This window comes from Hymenobacter sp. R533113, from assembly GCF_056835965.1.
Genome location: NZ_JAKWBD010000011.1, coordinates 156571 through 176714, shown reverse-complemented (window position 1 = coordinate 176714; position 20144 = coordinate 156571). Strand labels below are relative to the sequence as shown.

Here is a 20144-nt window from a genome sequence, read left to right as displayed (position 1 = left end):
TTGCTGCTAACCACAGACAAGCGCCCGGAGAAAAAACCGACTAAAGACAAATAGAAAAGGGCCGCTACGTAGCGGCCCTTTTCTATTTGTGGCTACTAACCTTAGATTATTGGGTTACGGCCTCTGCCAGCTTCGCCAAATCCAGTCCATCAAATGTGCCCGACGACATCATCAGCAAATTTGCGTCAGCCCAATTCTGCTCGTGCAGGAAGGCGGCCAGGGCGCGGCTGTCAGTAAATACGCGCAGGTCAGAGCGTTGGAAGGCGGCGGTAACTTGCTCGGGGGGCAAATCGGGGAGGCGTTTGTGAGCCAGCACCTGCGGATTGAAGTACACCACGGCAACATCAGGCGCATCGAAGGTATGGGCGTACTGGGGCAGAAAGGCCGGGTTAAGGCTGCTGAACGTGTGTAGCTCCAGGCACGCCACTAGGCGGCGTTTTGGAAACTGCTTTTTCAGGGCTGCCGCCGTGGCTTTGAGCTTAGAGGGAGCGTGCGCGAAGTCCTTATACACAACCGAGTCGTGACCGGCGCGCACCAGCTCCAGGCGGCGCGCAGCGCCTTTGAAGGTAGCCAGCGCCTCAAAAAAGTCCTTGCCCTTGATTCCCAACTGCTTGCAGACCTCTTTGGCAGCCGAAATGTTGCGCAGGTTATGGTCGCCAAAGATCTGAATCGGAATCTCGTCGTCTTTCTTGGTGAGCAAAAAGGTTTTGCCGTCGCGCACCACATGCTCGTGCGGGCCGTAGCCGATGTACTTCACGTCCGGGTCAGTGGGCACGCTCACCAGCTGCACCTGCTCGTCGTCGCGGTCGTAGATGAGCACGCCGGCTTTGGGCGTCATCTCGGCAAAAATGCGGAACTGCTCGCGGTAGTCTTCCTCCGTGGGGAATACATTGATGTGGTCCCAGCTAATACCCGAAATAACCCCGATGTGGTGCTGGTATAAGTGGAACTTCGGCCGCCGATCAATTGGTGACGAAAGATATTCGTCGCCTTCAATAATAATAATCGGCGCGTCCTCCGTTAGCTGCACCATCAGGTCAAACCCTTCCAGCTGGGCACCTACGGCATAGTCGAACTTGCGGCCGTGGTGGCGCAGCACATGCAGAATGAGCGACGTGATGCTGGTTTTGCCATGACTGCCGCCAATAACTACCCGCTGCTTATCGCGGGAAGCTTCGTAGATGAACTCCGGAAACGAATAGATGCGCAGCCCAAGTTCCTGGGCGCGCAGCAACTCGGGGTTGTCGGCCCGCGCGTGCATACCCACAATCACGGCATCCAAATCAGCGGTTATCTTTTCCGGGAACCAACCCTCGCTGGGGGGCAAAATTCCGGCGGCAGCCAGGCGACCGTGAGCGGGCTCGAAGATTTCGTCGTCGGAGCCGGTGACCTGGGCGCCACGGTGATGTAGCGCCAGTGCTAGGTTATGCATAATGCTTCCCCCGATGGCAATCAGGTGAAGATGGTGAAGCGCGGTGGGCGTGGGGGGCATTTCTAGAGTGATAAAGCAAGAATAAAACGGCGGAAAGCCGCTTGGCAAAGGTACTAGCCCCAACTAGAAGTTGATCCTCGGTCGTTACGGTACTTAGTTGGTTTTGGGCTGACTCAGCACCTCACCTGTTGTAAGGGCAAAGCCCGTATTTTTTAGTAAGATCAGATAGCGAAAAGAAACCACTTTTCCGTCTGCTAATTCTGAAAATCTGCCCCTAGATTTACACCCCTTTGAGCATAAAAAGACGGTTGACAGCGAGAGGGTGAGCAACAATAAATTGTAAGGGTTGCGAACCAAAACCTTCCAAAGCTAACTACCTTGTACAATACCCAGTGATGAACGACCAGATGAATGAGCGCGTAAAGTTGCAGGCCTCGCGGGGCGTCGCTGCCCTTGCTGGGCGTCCTGCCGCTTTATCCATGACCGGACCGGCGGGCAAGCTGCCTCCCCAGGCCCGCGAGCTGGAGGCGGCGGTGCTCGGCGCGCTTATGCTCGAAAAAGACGCGCTGACTACGGTTATCGACATCCTGAAGCCCCAAAGCTTCTACGATGATAAGAACCAGCGCATTTTTAAGGCTATTCTGAATCTGTTTGATAAGTCTGAGCCGATTGATATTCTGACGGTTGTTCAGGAATTGAGGGAGATGGGCGAACTAGAGCCCGCTGGCGGCCATCACTACGTTGCCAACCTCACCTTCAAGGTTAACTCGGCGGCTAACATTGAGTATCACGCTCGCATTATCACCGAAAACGCTATCAAGCGGGAGCTAATCAATATTGCCTCTACCATCCACCGCGACGCTTTCGAGGATACCACCGACGTATTCAACCTGCTCGATCAGACCGAGCAGGCCCTGTTTGAAGTGTCGGAGTCGAACATCCGCAAGAATTTCGATGATATGCGCAGCCTGATGGGCAAGGCTATCAAGGAGTTGGAGGAAAAAGCCCAGCAGAAAGACGGCCTCACGGGCGTACCTAGCGGCTTCTCGGCCCTGGACCGCGTAACCAGTGGCTGGCAACCATCTGATTTAGTGATTATTGCGGCTCGGCCAGGTATGGGTAAAACTGCTTTCGTGGTATCCGCGATGCGTAATGCTGCCGTAGACCACAAGAAGCCAGTAGCTATTTTCTCGTTGGAGATGTCGTCCATTCAGCTCGTTAATCGTCTGATTTCGGCCGAAGCAGAGCTGGATTCGGAGAAGATTAAGAAGGGCAACTTAGCTGACTATGAGTGGACCCAGCTCAATACAAAAATTACGGGCCTCTCCAATGCCCCGATTTATATCGATGATACCCCGGCGCTAAGTATCCGGGAGTTGCGTACCAAATGCCGCCGACTTAAGGCCCACCACGACATTCAGATGGTCATCATTGACTACCTGCAGCTAATGACGGGTAACACTGATGGAGGCAAGGGCGCTGGCAACCGCGAACAGGAAATTGCCAGTATTTCGCGGGCATTGAAGGGGATTGCCAAGGAGCTGAATATTCCGGTTATCGCGCTGTCGCAGCTTTCGCGCTCGGTAGAAACCCGTGGCGGCGACAAGAAGCCCCAGCTTAGTGACCTTCGTGAATCAGGCTCTATCGAGCAGGATGCTGACATGGTTATCTTCCTCTACCGGCCTGAATACTACAAGATTACGGAGGATGAAATGGGTAACCCCACCCAAGGTACCGGCGAAGTTATTATTGCCAAGCACCGGAATGGCTCTCTCGAAACCGTACAACTCAAGTTTATTGGCCGCTTCACCAAGTTTGCAGACCTAGACGGTGCGGGCTTCGGCGGTGACGCAGGTGGCTTCAACACTGGCGCTTTCCCCGCCAGCACCTTCGATGAAGACCCTAGCAGCTTTGCTCCCAATACTATACGGCTGGGGAGTAAAATTAACGACGGAGCCAGCCCCGTACCTTTTCCCAAAAGTAATTTTGGGAATGACGACCCGCCTTTCTAAGAAACGGAATACTATATCAAAAGCAGAGTGCCCAACACTTAGTCTACCAAAGACTAACTGTTGGGCACTCTGCTTTTTTTTGAGTCGACGCTATCACAGAAGGTTCTGATACACATAAAAAGTGGCTGCCCCTTTTCAAAGGCAGCCACTTTTTATGAAGATATGCAGGCTGGAATTAGCGGGCGTATTCTAGTTCGGTGTAAGGCTCCCCGGCTTTCGCTACGCTACGCAGCTTAAGCGCGGAGGCAGTCAGCGAGGTAATCTGGTATTCCTTGGCTTCACCCAGATTAAGGGTCAGTGCTTTCTTGTCGGCGCTGAGCGCCCAGGTGCCGGGCTTAGCGGGCGTTTTAGAATCCTTATCGCAGACGTTAGCGCCTTCCAACTTCGTCAATTCACCCGTTGCTTCAAAGTGTAGCTTGTCATCCTTGCTGCACTCGTCAAGCATCATGAAGATGTTCGTGGTTCTAACATCAGTTGGAGTTGGCACAATGCCTTTATGGGCTACTAGCTGCCAGTCGCCGGCCAGGTTAGCATCCGTCGAAGACTGAGCTGTGGCCCGGGGAGTAGGAGATTCTTCTAGCTGCTTTTCGCAAGAGGCAAACAGCATGGTACCCAACGAAAGGGCCGTAAGCAGACGTACTTTAGTCATTGAAAAGATAGAAAGGTGAATAGAAAAGAACGCGTAGAGATAAGCCGTATAGCTAAGAATTTAGGAGGATGCGCAAAGGCGCGAAAAGGGTTGAAAGTAGTTGAATTACCTTGAAGAAGTGTAATTACTCATGTATCCTGACTACAAATATAGAAACCACCTTTGTATACTGCACCAAAAGCAGGATAAAATGGAGCTATAAAATTATGTCAATTGTATTTTGTTAATATTTATTTAAGGTCCGCTAATTTTTAAATCAAGAAAGTCTGCCATTACCTCATTTCAGAGATGTAGTAGCATACTTATATCTAGTATATAATAATATTACGATTTAACTTTCGGCTCAAGCAGAGTAATAGCTTCTTTATTACCGCTGGCTTTGGCGCTGGTAAGGGCTGTGTTACCGTCCTCATCTTTTGCCTGTAAATCAGCGCCGCTGGCTAACATCAACTCAATGAGTTCTTTACCGCCTTTCCCGGCCGCGTAATGAAGAGCGGTTGCTTGAAAAGCGTCGCGCCAGTTGATTTTCGCCTTAGACTGAAGCAGCAATTTTACGATGGTCACATTATTATTCGTAGCCGCCACAATTAAATAGCTAGTAGGAAAACCAGGCACTACTTCAATGACGTGGTTAGGATCGGCGCCTGCTTTTAGCAAGGTTTCGACGGCTGCGGTATTATTTTTCAAAACCGCAGTATATAACTCCTTGCTTTTATCCTGAGCCGCTGAAACATAGCTCAAACTCATTAAAAACAAGCAAAAGAAGGTAATCTTTTTCATAAGAAAGGGTGATAGAAAGAATGCGATATTGCGTAAAAGTACAATATCGCATTCTTTCTATCACCAGCTTTTATTAACAACTTATTCCGAAGTCGTCTTTTACCACGACTTCGGAATAAGTTGTACTTAGCCGACTGTGGCTACCTGTTTTTGCTGCTTCTTTTTCTCCTTTTTCAATCGGTTAAGCCAGAGAATAACGCCGGTAATAGGGAACGTAACGCCCAGCACGCACACTATTAAGGCAATAATTTTGGAAGGCAGCCCAAAAAGGGCTCCTGTGTGCACTGGCTTAAAGGTACGTCGTACCCGTTGGCCCAGGTTACGATCTTGGAAGGCGAGCTTACCCAAAACTTGCCCACTATACTGATCTAGGTATAGTTCATCATTGGCTGACTCGTGGGGGGCATTTTGCGGCAGCATAACTACGCGCACTGCCTCGGCGGAGTCTTTGGGCAACTGAATACTGAAGTTTTGCGCCGTCGGCAGTTGCTGACGCGCTATGGCGTAGGCCGCGTCGTAAGTCAGGCGTATATCGGCGGGGGCAGCTACGGACTTCGGCGGCTCGGGGCCCTTCATCTCCGAGTTGGTAAGCGTAAATATGCCCTTGTTGAACCACTCGAATGACCAGGCCAGGCCCGTAAAAGCGAATACGAATAAAAATAGCGCGCTATAAAACCCAAGCACGATGTGCAGATCATGATTGAGGCGCTTCCAGCTGGCATCCCACTTTACGGAAAGGCGCTGCCGTAGCACCTTGCCCGTAGCCGGCCACCACAGCACCAGCCCAGTCCCGATAATAAAGAGGAAAAACAAAGTGCTCACACCCACCACGAGCTTGCCTGCCGCGCCGGCCACCATGCCCCGGTGCAGGGCAAACACGGTGTAGAAAAACGTGTCGCGGTACACGTAGGGGCCAATTACCTGCCCGGAGTAAGGGTTGACAAAGTACTTAGGACTGCCGCCTTCACCGCCTTTGGGTTTGCCGGCAGCCTGGGACGCCCCAGATTTGCCCCCCGACGTGGTTGGGCCCTCTGCGCTGGGTTCTTGGATAGTTAAGCTGGCCTCTACCATGCGGCTGGGGTCGGCGAATACTTTCAGGCCGGTGACGGTAGCGTGGGGCACTGTAGCTTGCACCGCCTCGGTCACTTGCTGAAGCGACAGGCGCGTCTGCGAGCTGGGCGCGGCTACGAAGTAGCGCTCGGGATGCCAGGCTTGTTCCAGCTCTTTCTCAAAAACCAGTATCGCGCCGGTAAGGCAGAGCACGGCAATCACCAGCCCGGAAGCCAGGCTGAGATAGAGGTGAATAGTGCGGAAGAAGACCTTCATGACGTTGGGAGATTCAAGCTTAGTAACAGAGCGAGCTGTGAAGCGGAAATGATTTGGGCAGCCGTAGGAGTGTGGGGGGCAAATTTCACCACTTTACTCCCACGGTGAGGAAGTAGCTGCGGCCGTCCGAGGGGAGAATGCCGGGGCCGGGGTAGCCAGTGGCGCGGCGGGTAAAGTAGATATTATTGGTCAGATTGTTTACGCTGCCTTCCAGCTTCAGCCAGCGATGCTCCCACGACAAAGAGGCATCCAGGACGTGATAGGCCGGGATGAGGCCCACCACGGCCGATACGCCGCCGTCGGTGGCATTCGTGGCGTCGGTAAACTGATCAGAAAGGTAGGTGTACTGAAAAGAGGCCTTCAGGGGACCATAGCCCGCCCGCGTGCCGGCTTTCAGGTTCAGATTGGGCACAAACTCTACCTGGTTGCCTCGTACGCCGGTTATTTCGCTGGCAGTATAGCGGCCGCGAATCAGGGCTACGTTACCAAACGTTGACCAAGACCAGCGCCCGGCTGGAGGCTGCCACAGGCGCAGCACGTCGGCCTCGGCGTAGGACTCTATGCCCAGAATCAGGGCGCGGCCGATGTTGCCGCGGCGGCGCAACACTCGGTCGTTCTCGTCGTAGGTCTGCACCTCGCCGATGCGGTTGCCGTAGTTGAGGGCAAACAGGCTGACATCATAGGTAAGCCACTGGCCCTGCTCCCCACGCAGGCCGGCGTCGGCCGAGAAGCCGCGCTCGTCCTGGAGGTTAGGGTCGATAACGGCCGAAGGATTAGCGATGCGCATGTCGCTGAAGGTAATGGAGCGGTAGTTCTGCGAGATATTGGCGTAGAACTCGCGCTCTTCCTGGGGCTTGTAGCTCACCCCGATGCCGCCCAGCAGGAAGCCGCGCGGGCTGGTGCGCTGCTCATCCTGGCGCGTTACCTCGCTAATGTTGCCGGCCAAGTCCCGATCTACCACGCCATAAAAGCCGTTGGCGCGGGTGCGGATATACTCGTAGCGCAAGCCGGGCGTAATCGAAACCTGGTCGTTGAGGTACAGAATATTCTCGGCGAATAGGGCGACGTTGTGGTTGGGAAAGCGGTAGTCGGAGTAGCTGGAAGTGGAAAGCGCGCTGGGTTCCACGAAGCGAAAATCGGCGCCGCGGCCGGCGGGGCCAAAGCCCTGGACACTATGGTTATAGCCCCGGTAGTAGCGCGTACCCAGCAGCAGCACGCCATTTTTGCCCCCCAGCGCGTAGCGGTTGAGGTAGCGAGCTTCAAGACCAACGTTGCGGAAGTCGCCGGTAATCAAGTCGCGGCCCAGCTCGTCGTTGTCGTTGGTGTCGACGCGGTTGGGCCGGAAACCCAGAGACTTGCGCGTGGCCAGCAGGCCGAAGGTGGTCAGGTTAATATTAGCGCGCGGGTTCAGCTTCCAATCGGCCGAGACGTTGAACAGGTTCCAATTCACCTCAAACCAGTTCCGCTCCCGGTTCGACTGGCGCGGGTCGCGGGCAAACTGCTGGTCGCTCAGGCCGCCGGGCTGCTGGGCCAGGTAGTCCATGTGAGTTACCTGGGCGCCCACTTTGAGGTTTTCGGTGAATTGGTAGCGCAGGTCGGCGTAGGCGGTTTTGCTGTCGAAAGGGGAGTTGGGCCGCCATCCGTCGCCGCGCTTGTACTGGGCGAAGGTGTAGTAGCTCAGCTTCTTCACCGTGCCGCTCACGCTATTAAAGGAGTTGAAAAAACCGTAGGAACCCACCGTTTGCTGCGACGTGACGGCCACTGTCTTGTCGGTTTCGGGAGCGCGCAGCTCAAAATTTATCAGGCCGCCGAACTGAGTGCCGTACTGCAAGGAGGCCGCGCCGCGCACCAGCTGGATGCGCTTAACGGCCTCGATGGGCGGGGTATAATAGCTTTCCGGGTAGCCCAGGGCATCGGCCGAGATGTCGTAGCCGTTCTGGCGCACGTTGAAGTTGGCCGTGCGATTGGGGTCGAGGCCGCGGCCCCCGATGCTTAATTGCAGGCCACCTTGGTCATTTTCCCAGATGTTGAGGCCCGCCACGCGCGCGTACACCTGTCGGGCGTTGTTGGTAGCCAGGTTAGCTACCAGGTTGTCGGGGATGATGACTTCCGACTTCTTGGCCGCGAAAATGGCGGTGCCCTCCACTTCTCGCAGGCGGGTTTGGCCAAACCGGCTCTGGGGGGCAGATACCACCACTTCATTCAGGGTCCGCTCGCGCCGCGTCAGGGTAAACTCCTGAAGGCCCAGGTTTTGGGTCAGGCTTACCTCAACTCTGAGCGGCTCGTGGCTGATGGAAGAAAACTGCAGCAGCTGGCGACCCGGCGCCAAGTTAGGCACTGTGAACAAGCCGGCGCTGTCGGTGCGGGCAATCTGACGGGAGCCTTTCAGGTATACTTCGCACCCTGCTACGGGCTGGCCGGTGCTTGCTTCCCGCACCAGGCCGCTGAGCGTGAGGCGTTGGGCAAGGGCGGGATGCTGGAACAGCACGCTAGCTACGAGCAGCCAAAAACTATAAACCGCTAATCGCATCATCGAAAGGTAAAATCCAGGGCTTGGACCGCCAGGTGTCGGTTTCGCGGGCCAAGTCTACGGTGGGGTCAATATAAGATTTGCCCAAGCGCCCGTTCAGGCTCACGTAGGCATCGGCGTACACCTGAGGGCGGTGTATGCCCTGGCGGGCGTAATAGTCGCGCAGGTAGTGGGCAAACTGCACCATCATGTCGGGCTGGGTAGCCAGCATTTTTTCCTGCAGCACGCTCAGGTGCTCATCGTTGTTCACTAAGCGGGCCCGGCCCGTGGCGCCGTCCACGACCTTAAATTGCACCTGGCCCATCTTCTCCATAAGCATTACCCGCCAAGAAAAACGGTAGCCTTCCTCCGTCCAGAACAGCTCATTAGGATAAAGGAAATAGCGAAACGGCAAGAGCAGCTGCACTACAAAAAAGCCCCCCAGCCCAATAAGTAGCAGCTGACGGGCCGCAGGCCGGTAAATCAGCGGCGCGGCGGCGTGGGGGGCAAAAATGGGCAAGCGGAGCACGCGGCGCAGGAGTTGCAAAGCCCGCTCGTGCGCGGCAGCCGGGAAGAAAATCAGCGCGGCCACTATCATCACGTACGGGAACATACCGATGGGAAAGAGCACGGCCGTAAGCACATGAAACACAACCACGGCCGCGTAGGCATAGGGCCGGGTGAAGCGGTTGAGCAGAAAAAACGGCACCGTCAGGTCGTAGAAAGCGCCGAACCAGCTGAAAGCGTAGGCCACCCAGGGGTAGCTGAACAGAAAGCCGAGCAGGGGTAAGTCGTTTTTGGCGGGCAGCCAGATGCGCAACGGCATGGCCTCAAGCAGCCAATCGGAGTTTAGCTTGGCCAGACCGGCGTAGAAATACACGATGCCCAGCAATAGGCGCAGGGCGTCCACGGTCCAGCGGGGAACCTGGTCGTGCCAGCGGCCGGGGTGACGGTAGGCATCCAGGGAAAAGTAGCAGCCCGCGGGCAGCACAATGAGCAGCAGCGCCACCAGACTCACAAAATAATAGTGATTCAGGTAAGTGCTTTTGTCCATGAGCTCTATATAAGTAAAGCTCAGAAACAGCCCGATGGCCGCCGGGCGGTACCACCAGCCCACGGCTACCAGCAAGGCGCAAAGGCCGCACACCGCAAACAGCCCATACGTGAGTGGCCCCAGGGGCTTTACCCACTCAAAGCCGTAGTACGAAAAGAAAAGCTTGGGCTTCAGATACAGCTCCGCAATCCAGCCTTTACTCCAAAAACGAACTACGCTGGCCAGTACCAGCAGGCCAAAAGCCAACCGGAACGTAGCCAGCGGAGCCGCTGAGGTATACGTATGCAAGTAGCGCTGCAGGTGGTGGCCCAGCATTAGTCGCCGTCGTTGTCGACGTAAGTGACGGTGATACCCAGGGCTGAGGTCATGTCTACTTTGATCATGCGCACGGCCTTCTGCATCTCGTTATACGAGGCCACCGCGTCGGCATTGCGGCTGCGCACGGTGGCGTACAAGTCGGGGCTCAGGGAGCCCAGCTTCTGGTACGATACGCTGAGCTGAGCGTTAATAATGTCACTCAGGGCCTGGTTGGTGCGGCTGTCTTTGGCCCCCAGAGCATTGAGGTAAGCTTTCAGGGAAGGCTGACTGGCGCTGCGGCCATTGAAAAACTGCTGAACCGCCGCGTGAGCCGTCGTGGCCAACTCTACGGGCAGAGCTCCGCGGAAGTAAAAGGCTTCAATCTTGTCGGGAGCGGGGTTACCCGTCATCGTGCCGGCTGGAATACCTACTTTGCCCGCCCGCAGGTAGCGTTCGAAATACAGGGAGTAAGCATTGACTACCCGCGACAGGGAGCTGCTGGCGTCGGTGCCGGCGTTGTTGATGAAGGTGTTGCGATAAGAGCCGTTCCACTCGGCGGATACCTTACCGAATTTCTCATCCATTTTGGCGACTACATCCGTGAGGTAGCGGCGGTGGTTAGCGGAGGTGGCATACTGCTGCACGATGGCCGCATCATCGGCTGCCAGCCCGTTGAGCAGATAATCCAGGGCCGGAAAGCCTTGCTGAGGAATGGCCGTGGCCAGGTCGAAGTTGTACGTGCCAGAGCTGATGTTCTGGCGGATGCCGGCGGCATCGGTGGGGTAGATGTTGAAGTGGTTGCGCAGGCTCACGGTTTCGGCGGGGCCAAACTCAAACATTTCCACTTTCTGCCACTCCACGTAAGCTTGCTGCCAGGCCTGGCGCGCGTCCAGCAGGCCGGCCGTAGTGGGCGCGGCTGTGAAGGCGGTGGTCTTGGTTTTCAGGGCCGCCAACTTATCGTTGAAGCGCTGATAGCCGGGCTTCACCAGGCTGTCGGCCCACTGCGTGAGCAGGGCTTTGCGGTCGGGCGTGGTGCTAACGGTAGGCTCCGGGGTGTCGCTGCCGGGGTCTTTTTGGCAGCTGAGCATTACCCAGGCCATGAGCAGGAGGGAGAGGGCAGAAATGAGCGTCTTTTTCATCGGGCCGGTTGTTATTGCCAAACCGCCTTAAGCAGCTTGCTGCTCAAGGCGGTAGCTGTAGTCCGCTAGCGTGCGAACCTAAGACTATTGAATGCTAAACTTTGACTTGATGGCATTGATAGCGACATCAGCCTGGGCATTAGTCAGGCTCCAGGCACCCTGGCTGCCGGAGAGCAAGCCATTGAGCAGGCCATCGGAGAAGGCCGCGTCGGCACCGTATTTCGTGCAGAAGCGCAGGGAATAGATAAAGCCGAGTCCCTCGCCCAGAGCGTGGGCTTTGGATGGTAGATCGGGGAAACCTTTCCAGTTGGTCAGGTAAGAAACGGCCGATAAAGCAATGGTTTTTTCCAGCTCCGTACGGATAATGTCGGCCTGGGCCTTCACGGTAGCTTTATCGTTGTTGACAATGGCGGCGCGGCCTTTCAGGAAAGCCATGTACACGCCGGGCGAGGCCGGACCGTTTTTCTCATTCAGGTAGCCGGCCAGGAAACGCTCCCGCGGCGTTATGTTGATGTCGGTGGTCATAATGGCATTGGTCGTCATGTAGCCGTAGGCCATGTCCCAGTTGTGCTCCAGCTCCGTGTAGGGCTTGCCCTCAACCGTCTTGCTGTTATTGGCATTCAGAGCCTGATCAGTCAGCAGCACGTTGTCGATCTGGTCAAGCAGTATGGCTCCGATTAGCGCCTTCTGAATTACTTGGTTTACCTCAATTCCTTTGCCATCAACCAAATAGCGGCCCAAACGGCCAGCGTTGCCGGGCGTGGCCGTGTTGTTCACCGACTGGCTGGCTACTGCTAAAGCGGCCAGATTGCTATCAATATAAGTGCGGGAGGCCTCGGCGTTGGTAGCGGGGAAAGAAGCGGCCGTAGCAGTGCGCAGCTGCACTCCCGATGTATTTAAGGCAGGCACCGAGAATGGAGCGCCCGTATTGCTGTAATAGTTGCGGAGGGTAGTGGCATCCAGGGTGGATGGGGCAGCCGGCGCTGCTACGGCCACCTTAGCCATGTAGGTGTTTAGCTCCGAGAACATATCCAGGCGCACTGCTGCGGTACCCAGATCGACGGTCGATTGGCCGCTGGCGTCCTTGAAGGACTCCGTGTATTTAGAGCTGGACGTTAGCGTAGCGGCATCAATGCTTGTCCGCAAGGTTGGCGCCGTCTCGTTTTCATTTTTGTCACAAGCAGTAAAGCCAAAAGCGAAGGCGACTACTGCGGCAGCGTATTTAAATGACATGTAAATAGAGGGAAGGTTAGAGTTTGATGCTGCAAATATAATGACCCTATCTGGAATGCTTATAAATAGGCTAATCTTTTTTAGAAATTTTCTAAAGAGACAACAAGACGGTTTTGAAAGAGAATGGAAAAGTAAGCCAACAGCTTGATTACAAGCTAGATTTTCCCGTTGCGGCCAAGGCATAAGGCCATCTGCTGGTTTATATGGGAGCACAATAAAAAGCATCCGGTCACTCGGGTGGTTTCGGAATAACCACTGAAAATGCCCCCCAGGAAGCAGTTTGGGCTCTGCCTTCTAAGCAACTTGCTGAGGCACTAGGGCCAGCTCGAACACTTCAGCCAGTAACTCATAGGAACGCAGCCGATCGGCGAAGCTGTAGGTGATAGTAACGGCCGTAATTTCCTCTACCCCATAAGAGGCGGCCAGGGCCGTAAGTTGAGTGCGTACCTGCTCGGGCGTGCCGCTCACCATGCGCTGACGCTGGTAGGTGAGGCGGGCCCGCAGCTCGGGCGTGAGCGGGTAGTCGCGCACGGTATCGTAGGAGCCAATGGAGGTTCGGTCGCCGGTTTCGAGCTTGAGCATTTGCAGCGCCAGCGTTTCGGCCAACTCGTTGGCTTTGGCTTCGGTATCGGCGCAGAGCACGAAAATAGCTGCCGTGGCGCGCGGGGCAGCCAGCTCCTCCGATGGGCGGAACCGCTCCTTATACAGCCGGACCATATCAGGGCCCCCAACCGGATTGATGAAGTGGGCAAAGGAAAACGAAGCTCCCAAATGGGCCGCAAACAGCCCGCTTTGGCCGCTGGAACTGAGCAGCCATAGCTCGGGTACGGTGGCGGCGAAAGGCGCAGCTTTTACTTTTTCGTGTACGGTGTTGGGCAGCACTTCATCGCGCAGGAAACCACGCAGATCCATGAGCTGATCCACAAAATCCTCGTCGCGGAAAGTGTTCTGGGGATTGAGCACATGGGCCGTGAGGCGGTCGGTGCCGGGCGCCCGGCCGATGCCCAGATCGATGCGGCCGGGATAGAGTGTTTCGAGGAGGCGAAAGTTTTCGGCCACTTTCAGAGCGCTATAGTGAGGTAGCATTACGCCACCGGAGCCCAAACGAATGTGCTGCGTTTCGACCCCCAGTCGCCCTAAAAGAACCTCGGGCGCCGAGCCGGCCAGTGTACCCGTGTTGTGGTGCTCTGACACCCAAAAGCGCGTGTAGCCTAATTGGTCGGTGAGGCGGGCCAGCTGTATCGTTTCTTCAAGCGCCTGGCGTGCCGTACCTCCCTGCCGGATAGGAGACTGATCGAGCACGCTGAGGCGAAGTGTATTGGTCATGATGCGGAGATATGTAGCAGTTGAATAGATGCTTCAACCCCGCGGCAGCCTCTCGTGTTCAGTTTGCTCGGTTTATTGGCAGTCGTCCGGCTACTTGGCAGCTACGGCTACGGGTTGGCTGATGGCGTTACTCTTGCGCAATGGCAGCTCTGGAATGAACAGCGTTGCTATCCAGCCGGCCATCACCAGCAATAAGGTAGAGAAGTAGATACGCGAAATAGCATAGATAAAGGCCGCCCGAATAGCCGGCGTAGGGCTGCCCCCGACCTGCGCCAAGCCGGGGGGCAAACTGGGCCCTTCCGTCACGCTGACTTCTGTAGTCGCGGCCGGCGCGGCAGCAGGAGCAGGTAGGGCCTGCGCCAGACTTACGCTAAGCACCGCGCCGAGCCCGGCCGCCGCAATAGCGCCCCCAATCTGCCGGAAAAACTGGCTGGCCGACGTTGCCTGACCCAACAAACGGGGCTCAATGGCATTCTGTACCGCCAGCGTGTAAAGCGGCATGCTCGGACCCAGCCCCAGGCCGCAGAGTACCACGTAAAACAACACCTGATAATAGGTTACATTGGCAGGCATAGTAGCCAACAGGCTCAGCCCGATCATCAGCACTAGGCCGCCCCCCAGCATCCAGCGTTTGTAGTGGCCGAAGCGCGACACCATCTGGCCCGCCAGCATGGAGCCAGCTACCACTCCCAGCGAGAGCGGAATAAGGCTTACGCCGGCCTGCGTAGCGGTAGTGCCCAGCACATTTACCATGAATAAGGGCTCGAAAATGATAATGCTCAAAAAAGCCCCCCGAGGAGAAACAGCGCCAGATTGGCGGTGCGAAACACCTTATTATCAAAGAGCGAGAAGTCGAGAATGGGGTTGGTGGCGCGACGGGAACGGACCACAAACAGCGTAAGCGCCGTCAGGGCCAGGGCAAAAAGACCCAGCGTGGTAGGCGAAGTCCAGCCGTACACGGCTTTATTCAGTTGCAAAGCAATTACCAGCGGGCCCAGGCCCAGCATCAGCAGCAAGGCCGCCACATAATCAAGGGGTTGTTGCTCGCCGCGGGGGCGTAGGGCCGGCATCCGAGATAAGATGAACCACAGGGCCAGGGCGCCTAGCGGAATATTCACATAAAATACTAAACGCCAACCCTCCACACCTGAGACTAGGCCATCGCCGTGGTCGGTTAAAAGGCCCCCAGAAAGGGCCCCAGCACCGACGACACACCAAAAGTAGCTCCCACAAAGCCCTGATATTTACCGCGTTCGGCGGGCGGAAACAAGTCGGCAATGATAATAAAGGCCATGGCAAACAGCCCGGCTCCGCCCAGGCCCTGAATGGCCCGGAAGATGATCAGCTGACTCATGCCATCGCCGAGTAGAGGCAGGGTGCCAAACTCGCCGGCCAGTCCGCACAAAGCCGAGCCGAATAGAAACACTAGAACGGCTGTGACCTCAATGGTGCGCCGCGAGTACATGTCGGCCAGCTTACCATAAATAGGCACCAGCGCCGTGCTGGCTACTAAGTAAGCGGTAGCAACCCAGGTAAAACGATCGAGGCCGTGCAGGTCGCCCACGATGCGCGGCAGGGCCGTGGCTACTATAGTTTGGTCAAGCGAGCCGAGGAAAAGGGCCAAGAGCACACCAGCCAGGGTAAAGAGCTTGGTGCGTTGGGTAAGCGAGTCAGTCATGAGAGCAGAAGGTCGGACAGAGTTACGCGGCAGCGCTTGGTTAGTTGTTGCTATACGTCTCAAGGTTTTTGGCCTGCAATTGCCAGTGGCCAATTACCTTCGCCGCGCGCTTATCAAAAATGCCCCCCGCATGACCCTCACGCTTGCCTTGCTCTGTGTTTTCGCTTTTCTGGCGGGGTTTATTGATTCGATGGTGGGCGGGGGCGGCCTGATTCAGTTGCCGGCTATGCTGGTGCTGCTCAAGGGAAAAGTGCCCGACCCCACCATCTTCGGGACGGGTAAAGTATCGGCCCTGGCGGGTACCACGCTGGCGCTGCGGCGCTACATGGGGCAGGTGCCCATTCGGTGGCCCGCACTAGGGCCCACGGCCGTGGTGGCCGGCTTGGCTTCCTTTGCCGGTGCCCGCTTGCTGACGCTATTTCCGCCGGAGCTGCTGCGGCCTCTGGTGCTGGGCCTGCTGGTGGTTATTGCCGTGTACACTTTCTGGCGCAAAGACTTTGGCTCCATCCACGCCCCGCGCCTCACCGACCGGCGCGAGCTGCTCTACGGCTTGCTGGTTGGTTTGGGGCTGGGTTTTTACGACGGCTTCTTTGGTCCCGGCACCGGCAGCTTTCTGCTGTTCGCCTTCGTGGGTCTTTTTGGCTACGATTTCCTATCGGCTTCGGCCTCGGCTAAGCTCATTAACGCTGCTACCAACCTGGCGGGCGTGGCGTACTTCGCTTTCACCGACCAGATTCTCTACCGCGTGGCTCTGCCCATGGCTGTTTGCAATATGCTCGGCTCGGTGCTCGGCACCAATATGGCTCTGAAGCACGGCACTGGCTTTGTGCGGGTGCTGTTTCTGGTGGTAGTGTGCGCTATTATTATAAAGCTCGGGCTAGATACGTTTGGCGGCTAAACAGCAGTGCTGACACCTACTGTCGCGGATGATTGCTCTTTAGCTCAGCCAGCAAAATCGGGAAAAACTGTTCAAAATCGCGGTAGTGCGGGTTGCCATAGTATTGACGCTCCATAATGTCCAGCATTTCGGCGGACAGCAGATAAAAGTCATCTGGCGCTAGTTCTTCTTCCCGGCTGACCTTGCCTGTGCGGATGCGAAGCAGACTAGTAACCGCCTGCGTTGTATTCTCATTCAGGTAATTCGCCCACCCCCCGCGAAGCTTTGCCTGGCTTTCAATGGCGGGGTTCTGCTGCATGATGTACTCCAAGGATTGAATCTGGGGCTGATATTTCTGGAAGAGTCTCGTTAAATAAGTGTGACCCAACTCGTGCCAGGTAAGTTGCGACGTGCGAGTTGGCGCATAGAAATTGGGAGCCAAGCTAAGTGAGGCTTTCTCCCGCGCCACCTGATGATAGGCGACCATAATGGTGTACTGGTTGGGCAAGTTGGGATTGATGCCGCGCAAGTCCGACATGGCGTAAGAACCGCAGTTCAATGCCCCTAACGTAATCACGACGGGCTGAGCGCGTGGCAAGCGATAGAAACTGTCCAGCGCAGCAAGCATCTTATCTTGATAAAGCCCCCGCTCAAAACCGGCTACCCAACGAGCGTACTCGGTCGCCTGCCCCTGATAAAAATCCCAAAAACGGGTGTCTTCATAAAAAATAGCACATTCTTGGAAATAGGCCTGTATCTGGGCAAGGTTGAACTCGGTTTCGTAGCCATCCATGTATTCCGGCTTCATGGTTGCCACCTTAAGGTTTGGAAAATTATAAAACGCCCAGCTCAGCCGCACCGGGAAGTCGCAGTTGATGCGTGGCAAGGTGCGCGCTTTCAGTACGGCCGGATGCTGCTTGTACTTCTGGAAGTATCGCAATACCGCCGTATTATAAGTTGAGTTGGCCATCTGCGCTGTATCCGACAGCAGATGAATAACTTGTAATAGTTCAGTGCCGGGATATACCATCACTTTCACCGGCACCTGACCGCAACTCTCCCGACTAAAAACAGACTCATGAACACGAGAAAGCCAACGACGTTTTTCATGCGATAGGAATAACGAAAAGGAGTAGATATGCTCGCACAACCTACCGAAAATCTGACGAACAGTATAAAAGCGAGGATGGATACGCTTCACTAATAAGAGGCTACTAGTGCTGAACTAATGCCTAATAGCGAATCTGTTATTCCAACCCCTTCTTATTCATTATTAAGAGAAATACCGATGATCTATCGAAGCTTGCTGCTTGCTACGGGAACAGTGCTTGTGCTCGGGTGCGGCGACTCTCCTCCGACTTCTCGCCCACCGCAACCCCAGGCCACGCACCCGGATACGGCTGATTTTCGGGATTATCGTGCGCAGCTCACGCAACTGGGTGCGGCAGATCAACAGGATCGGGAAGTGTTTATGAGCCTGTTACGCCAGTATGGGCTGAATTCCATGCAGTTCGATACCGCTAACGGCTGGTTAGGCCGGCAGGATTCCATCCGCCTGCGCCACTTTTTGGCGCTGGAAAAACGCTACGGCTGGCCCCGGCAAAGCCAGGTTGGTTCCGAAGGCGTAGTGTATGCCTATCTTTTGATTCAACACGCGCCAGAGCAAGTACAAGTCAGTTACCAAGATAAAATTCAGACTTCTTATGAACGTGGTGAGCTATCTGGGTCCGATTATGCCACTTACCTGGACCGGATGCTAGGGTATCAAAATCAGCCCCAACGCTATGGCACCCAGTACGCGCGGCGGGTACTACCCAATGGACGGGAAGAAAGCTACTTATTACCTGTTGAGGAGCTTGCCCAAGTCGATCAACGCCGTGCAACCATGCAACTAGAGCCGCTGCTGCCCCAGCTCGTGCCTGGCACCTTGATTTTTAAGCCGGGAGTGAAATGATATGGCTCTTATCGGACAAATTCAGATTTAAAGGCGTAGAAAAGCCCCCGGAAATGTTTCTGGGGGGCTTTTTCGACTGTGCGATACCACGCTTACTGCTCGCCGCCCGGCAAGCCCGGCACCGGATTGCCTTGGGCGGCACTCGTGTTTGGTACGCCCATTTTCTCTTCCCGCTTGCGCTGATAGCGGGCAAACTGGTCGGCCGACAACACGTCCTTCAGCGCGGACATGCGGGAGCGGCCGATATCTTCTACTACGCCATTCAGCTTGCGCAAATCGGTGCGGTAGCGTAGGCGGGCAGTTTCCACACCGCGCACGCTGGTCAGGTTTATCTGATTCACTTTTACGACTTGCTGCGGCGTGAGGCCCAGTGCCTGACGCATATTATCGGTAAGGGCCTTGGCGCGGGCTTCTACTTTGTCGGCTGCCGGTGCGGGAGCCGCGGCGCTTGCTTTCGCTGGCGTAGCGGCTTTGGGTTTGGCCGTTGTCGGGGCGGCCGTTTTGGGCTTAGGTGCGGTTTGAGCCTGCGTGAGGCCAGTAGCCAGAGTCAGGACAAGGAAAGCAGCAAAGAAAGAAATTTGCATGTCAGAATGGATAGTGCGGTAGCCGAAAAACGGGCGCCCGGTGCAAAGGTGCGTCAGAGAATGAGAGCTGAAAACAGGCTTTTCAGCACGTAAATATGGTGCCAGAAAGGGGTAATGGGCTTGTAACGCAGACAAGTGGGTATTCATGCCCTGCATAATTAAAAAAAGCCCCCCAGTCAGCGTAACCTTTCCTCCGGCATTCCATACTAGAAAGCATGAAGCAAAAAAATCAACCTAAATGGCTGGCTTTGGCTGGCATGGGCGCCGTGGTAGCCGCTGCGGCGCTGTGGTCTAACCGCCGTGGCTCTTACGATTTGGCGGGCCGCGTGGTCCTGATTACGGGTGGCTCGCGCGGGCTGGGCTTAGTGCTGGCCCGCCAGGCCGTAGCCGAAGGCGCCAAAGTAGCCATCTGCGCCCGCGACGCCGAAGAGCTGGAGCGCGCCCGGCAGGAACTGGCCGCGGCCGGTACCGAAGTAGTAGCTCTGCAGCGCGACCTTACCGATCCGGAGGCCGTTCGCTCCCTCATTGCCGAGGTGCAGCAGCAGTTAGGTTTCATCGACGTGCTCATCAATAACGCCGGTATCATCACCGCCGGCCCCCTCGACCACATGGAGCTGCGCGAGTACCAGGATTCGATGGATACGCACTTCTGGGCGCCGCTGCACGCTATGCAGGCCGTATTGCCGGCTATGCGTCGGCGGGGTGAGGGACGCATTGTGAATATAGCCTCCGTGGGGGGCAAAGTGCCAATACCGCACCTGGCCCCATATTGCGCCAGCAAGTTTGCGCTGGTAGGTCTCTCCGAAAGCTTCCGTATTGAGCTCAAGCAACACGGTATTCTCGTCACTACTATCTGCCCCAATTTGCTGCGTACGGGTAGTGCTCGTCATGCCATTGTGAAAGGCAAACACAAGGAAGAGTACGCCACTTTCGTGGTTGCTGACTCCTTGCCAGTGCTGACCCTGGGAGCCGAAGCCGCCGCTCGTCGCATCTGGAACGCCTGCCGTCGCGGCGATGCTGAAGTGATAGTCGGCACGCCTGCCAAGCTGCTCGCTGGTTTGCACGGCCTGATTCCCGGTACCACCACCGACCTCCTGAGCTTAGTAAATCGCGCTCTGCCGGGCGAAAACGGAGAAATCGGCGACGAGCGCCGCCACGGCTACGAAAGCGAAACCCCCCATTACGCGCTCTTGGGTAACCACGCTCACACAAAAGGCGGAGAAGGAAAATAACGAGTTGGCTAAGAACGCTGATCCTTCTGAGGTACCGTAGGTTTACTGTTAACTCTATGATA

Annotated in this window: 18 protein-coding genes; 4 read left to right on the top strand and 14 right to left on the bottom strand. The window is 56.0% G+C overall.

Annotated elements, in window-relative coordinates:
• Positions 1–106: 106 nt before the first annotated feature.
• Positions 107–1492, bottom strand: a complete 1386-nt coding sequence (locus MKZ35_RS07835; RefSeq protein ID WP_482512674.1) for a UDP-N-acetylmuramate--L-alanine ligase — start codon at positions 1490–1492, stop codon at positions 107–109.
• Positions 1493–1911: 419 nt separating this feature from the next.
• On the opposite strand from MKZ35_RS07835, the gene dnaB reads away from it, so the two are divergent.
• Complete coding sequence (dnaB, locus tag MKZ35_RS07830; RefSeq protein WP_482512837.1) at positions 1912–3444, top strand: replicative DNA helicase; 1533 nt, start codon at positions 1912–1914, stop codon at positions 3442–3444.
• Between the two features lie 175 nt (positions 3445–3619).
• On the opposite strand, the gene MKZ35_RS07825 is transcribed toward dnaB, so the two are convergent.
• From MKZ35_RS07825 to MKZ35_RS07775, 11 genes are all read right to left on the bottom strand, one after another.
• The gene (locus MKZ35_RS07825) at positions 3620–4093 is read right to left on the bottom strand and encodes a lipocalin-like domain-containing protein (RefSeq protein ID WP_482512673.1); all 474 of its coding nucleotides are present in this window, start codon (positions 4091–4093) and stop codon (positions 3620–3622) included.
• Between the two features lie 324 nt (positions 4094–4417).
• The gene (locus MKZ35_RS07820) at positions 4418–4873 is read right to left on the bottom strand and encodes an ankyrin repeat domain-containing protein (RefSeq protein WP_482512672.1); all 456 of its coding nucleotides are present in this window, start codon (positions 4871–4873) and stop codon (positions 4418–4420) included.
• Positions 4874–4999: 126 nt separating this feature from the next.
• On the bottom strand, positions 5000–6199 hold the full coding sequence (locus MKZ35_RS07815; RefSeq protein ID WP_482512671.1) for a PepSY-associated TM helix domain-containing protein: 1200 nt from the start codon (positions 6197–6199) through the stop codon (positions 5000–5002).
• A gap of 85 nt (positions 6200–6284) precedes the next feature.
• Entirely contained in the window at positions 6285–8732 is a 2448-nt protein-coding gene (locus MKZ35_RS07810; protein WP_482512670.1) for a TonB-dependent receptor domain-containing protein, read from the bottom strand.
• A complete protein-coding gene (locus MKZ35_RS07805; RefSeq protein WP_482512669.1) occupies positions 8710–10077 on the bottom strand; it encodes an HTTM domain-containing protein in 1368 nt (455 codons plus the stop codon). The genes MKZ35_RS07810 and MKZ35_RS07805 overlap by 23 nt, the downstream gene beginning before the upstream one ends.
• Entirely contained in the window at positions 10077–11198 is a 1122-nt protein-coding gene (locus tag MKZ35_RS07800; RefSeq protein WP_482512668.1) for an imelysin family protein, read from the bottom strand. The genes MKZ35_RS07805 and MKZ35_RS07800 overlap by 1 nt, the downstream gene beginning before the upstream one ends.
• An 84-nt stretch (positions 11199–11282) precedes the next feature.
• Positions 11283–12431, bottom strand: a complete 1149-nt coding sequence (locus MKZ35_RS07795) for a DUF4856 domain-containing protein (RefSeq protein ID WP_482512667.1) — start codon at positions 12429–12431, stop codon at positions 11283–11285.
• 294 nt (positions 12432–12725) lie between these two features.
• The gene (locus tag MKZ35_RS07790) at positions 12726–13757 is read right to left on the bottom strand and encodes an LLM class flavin-dependent oxidoreductase (RefSeq protein ID WP_482512666.1); all 1032 of its coding nucleotides are present in this window, start codon (positions 13755–13757) and stop codon (positions 12726–12728) included.
• Between the two features lie 90 nt (positions 13758–13847).
• Positions 13848–14540, bottom strand: a complete 693-nt coding sequence (locus MKZ35_RS07785) for an MFS transporter (RefSeq protein ID WP_482512665.1) — start codon at positions 14538–14540, stop codon at positions 13848–13850.
• Positions 14537–14875, bottom strand: coding sequence for a hypothetical protein (locus MKZ35_RS07780; RefSeq protein WP_482512664.1), 339 nt, complete (start codon positions 14873–14875; stop codon positions 14537–14539). The genes MKZ35_RS07785 and MKZ35_RS07780 overlap by 4 nt, the downstream gene beginning before the upstream one ends.
• 56 nt (positions 14876–14931) lie before the next feature.
• Positions 14932–15435: an MFS transporter gene (locus MKZ35_RS07775; RefSeq protein WP_482512663.1), complete on the bottom strand. Its 504-nt coding sequence runs from the start codon at positions 15433–15435 to the stop codon at positions 14932–14934.
• Between the two features lie 85 nt (positions 15436–15520).
• On the opposite strand from MKZ35_RS07775, the gene MKZ35_RS07770 reads away from it, so the two are divergent.
• The gene (locus tag MKZ35_RS07770; protein ID WP_482512662.1) at positions 15521–16333 is read left to right on the top strand and encodes a sulfite exporter TauE/SafE family protein; all 813 of its coding nucleotides are present in this window, start codon (positions 15521–15523) and stop codon (positions 16331–16333) included.
• Between the two features lie 16 nt (positions 16334–16349).
• Here the strand turns inward: MKZ35_RS07770 and MKZ35_RS07765 are convergent, their stop codons facing one another.
• Positions 16350–17513 (bottom strand): DUF4932 domain-containing protein, encoded by a 1164-nt coding sequence (locus tag MKZ35_RS07765; protein WP_482512661.1) that lies wholly within the window; start codon positions 17511–17513, stop codon positions 16350–16352.
• Between the two features lie 123 nt (positions 17514–17636).
• On the opposite strand from MKZ35_RS07765, the gene MKZ35_RS07760 reads away from it, so the two are divergent.
• On the top strand, positions 17637–18266 hold the full coding sequence (locus MKZ35_RS07760; protein WP_482512660.1) for a DUF6624 domain-containing protein: 630 nt from the start codon (positions 17637–17639) through the stop codon (positions 18264–18266).
• A 92-nt stretch (positions 18267–18358) separates the two neighbouring features.
• Here MKZ35_RS07760 and MKZ35_RS07755 read toward each other — a convergent pair whose 3' ends face one another.
• Complete coding sequence (locus MKZ35_RS07755) at positions 18359–18850, bottom strand: hypothetical protein (RefSeq protein ID WP_482512659.1); 492 nt, start codon at positions 18848–18850, stop codon at positions 18359–18361.
• A 215-nt stretch (positions 18851–19065) separates the two neighbouring features.
• Between MKZ35_RS07755 and MKZ35_RS07750 the strand changes: the two genes are divergently transcribed.
• Complete coding sequence (locus MKZ35_RS07750) at positions 19066–20082, top strand: SDR family NAD(P)-dependent oxidoreductase (protein WP_482512658.1); 1017 nt, start codon at positions 19066–19068, stop codon at positions 20080–20082.
• Positions 20083–20144 lie beyond the last annotated feature (62 nt).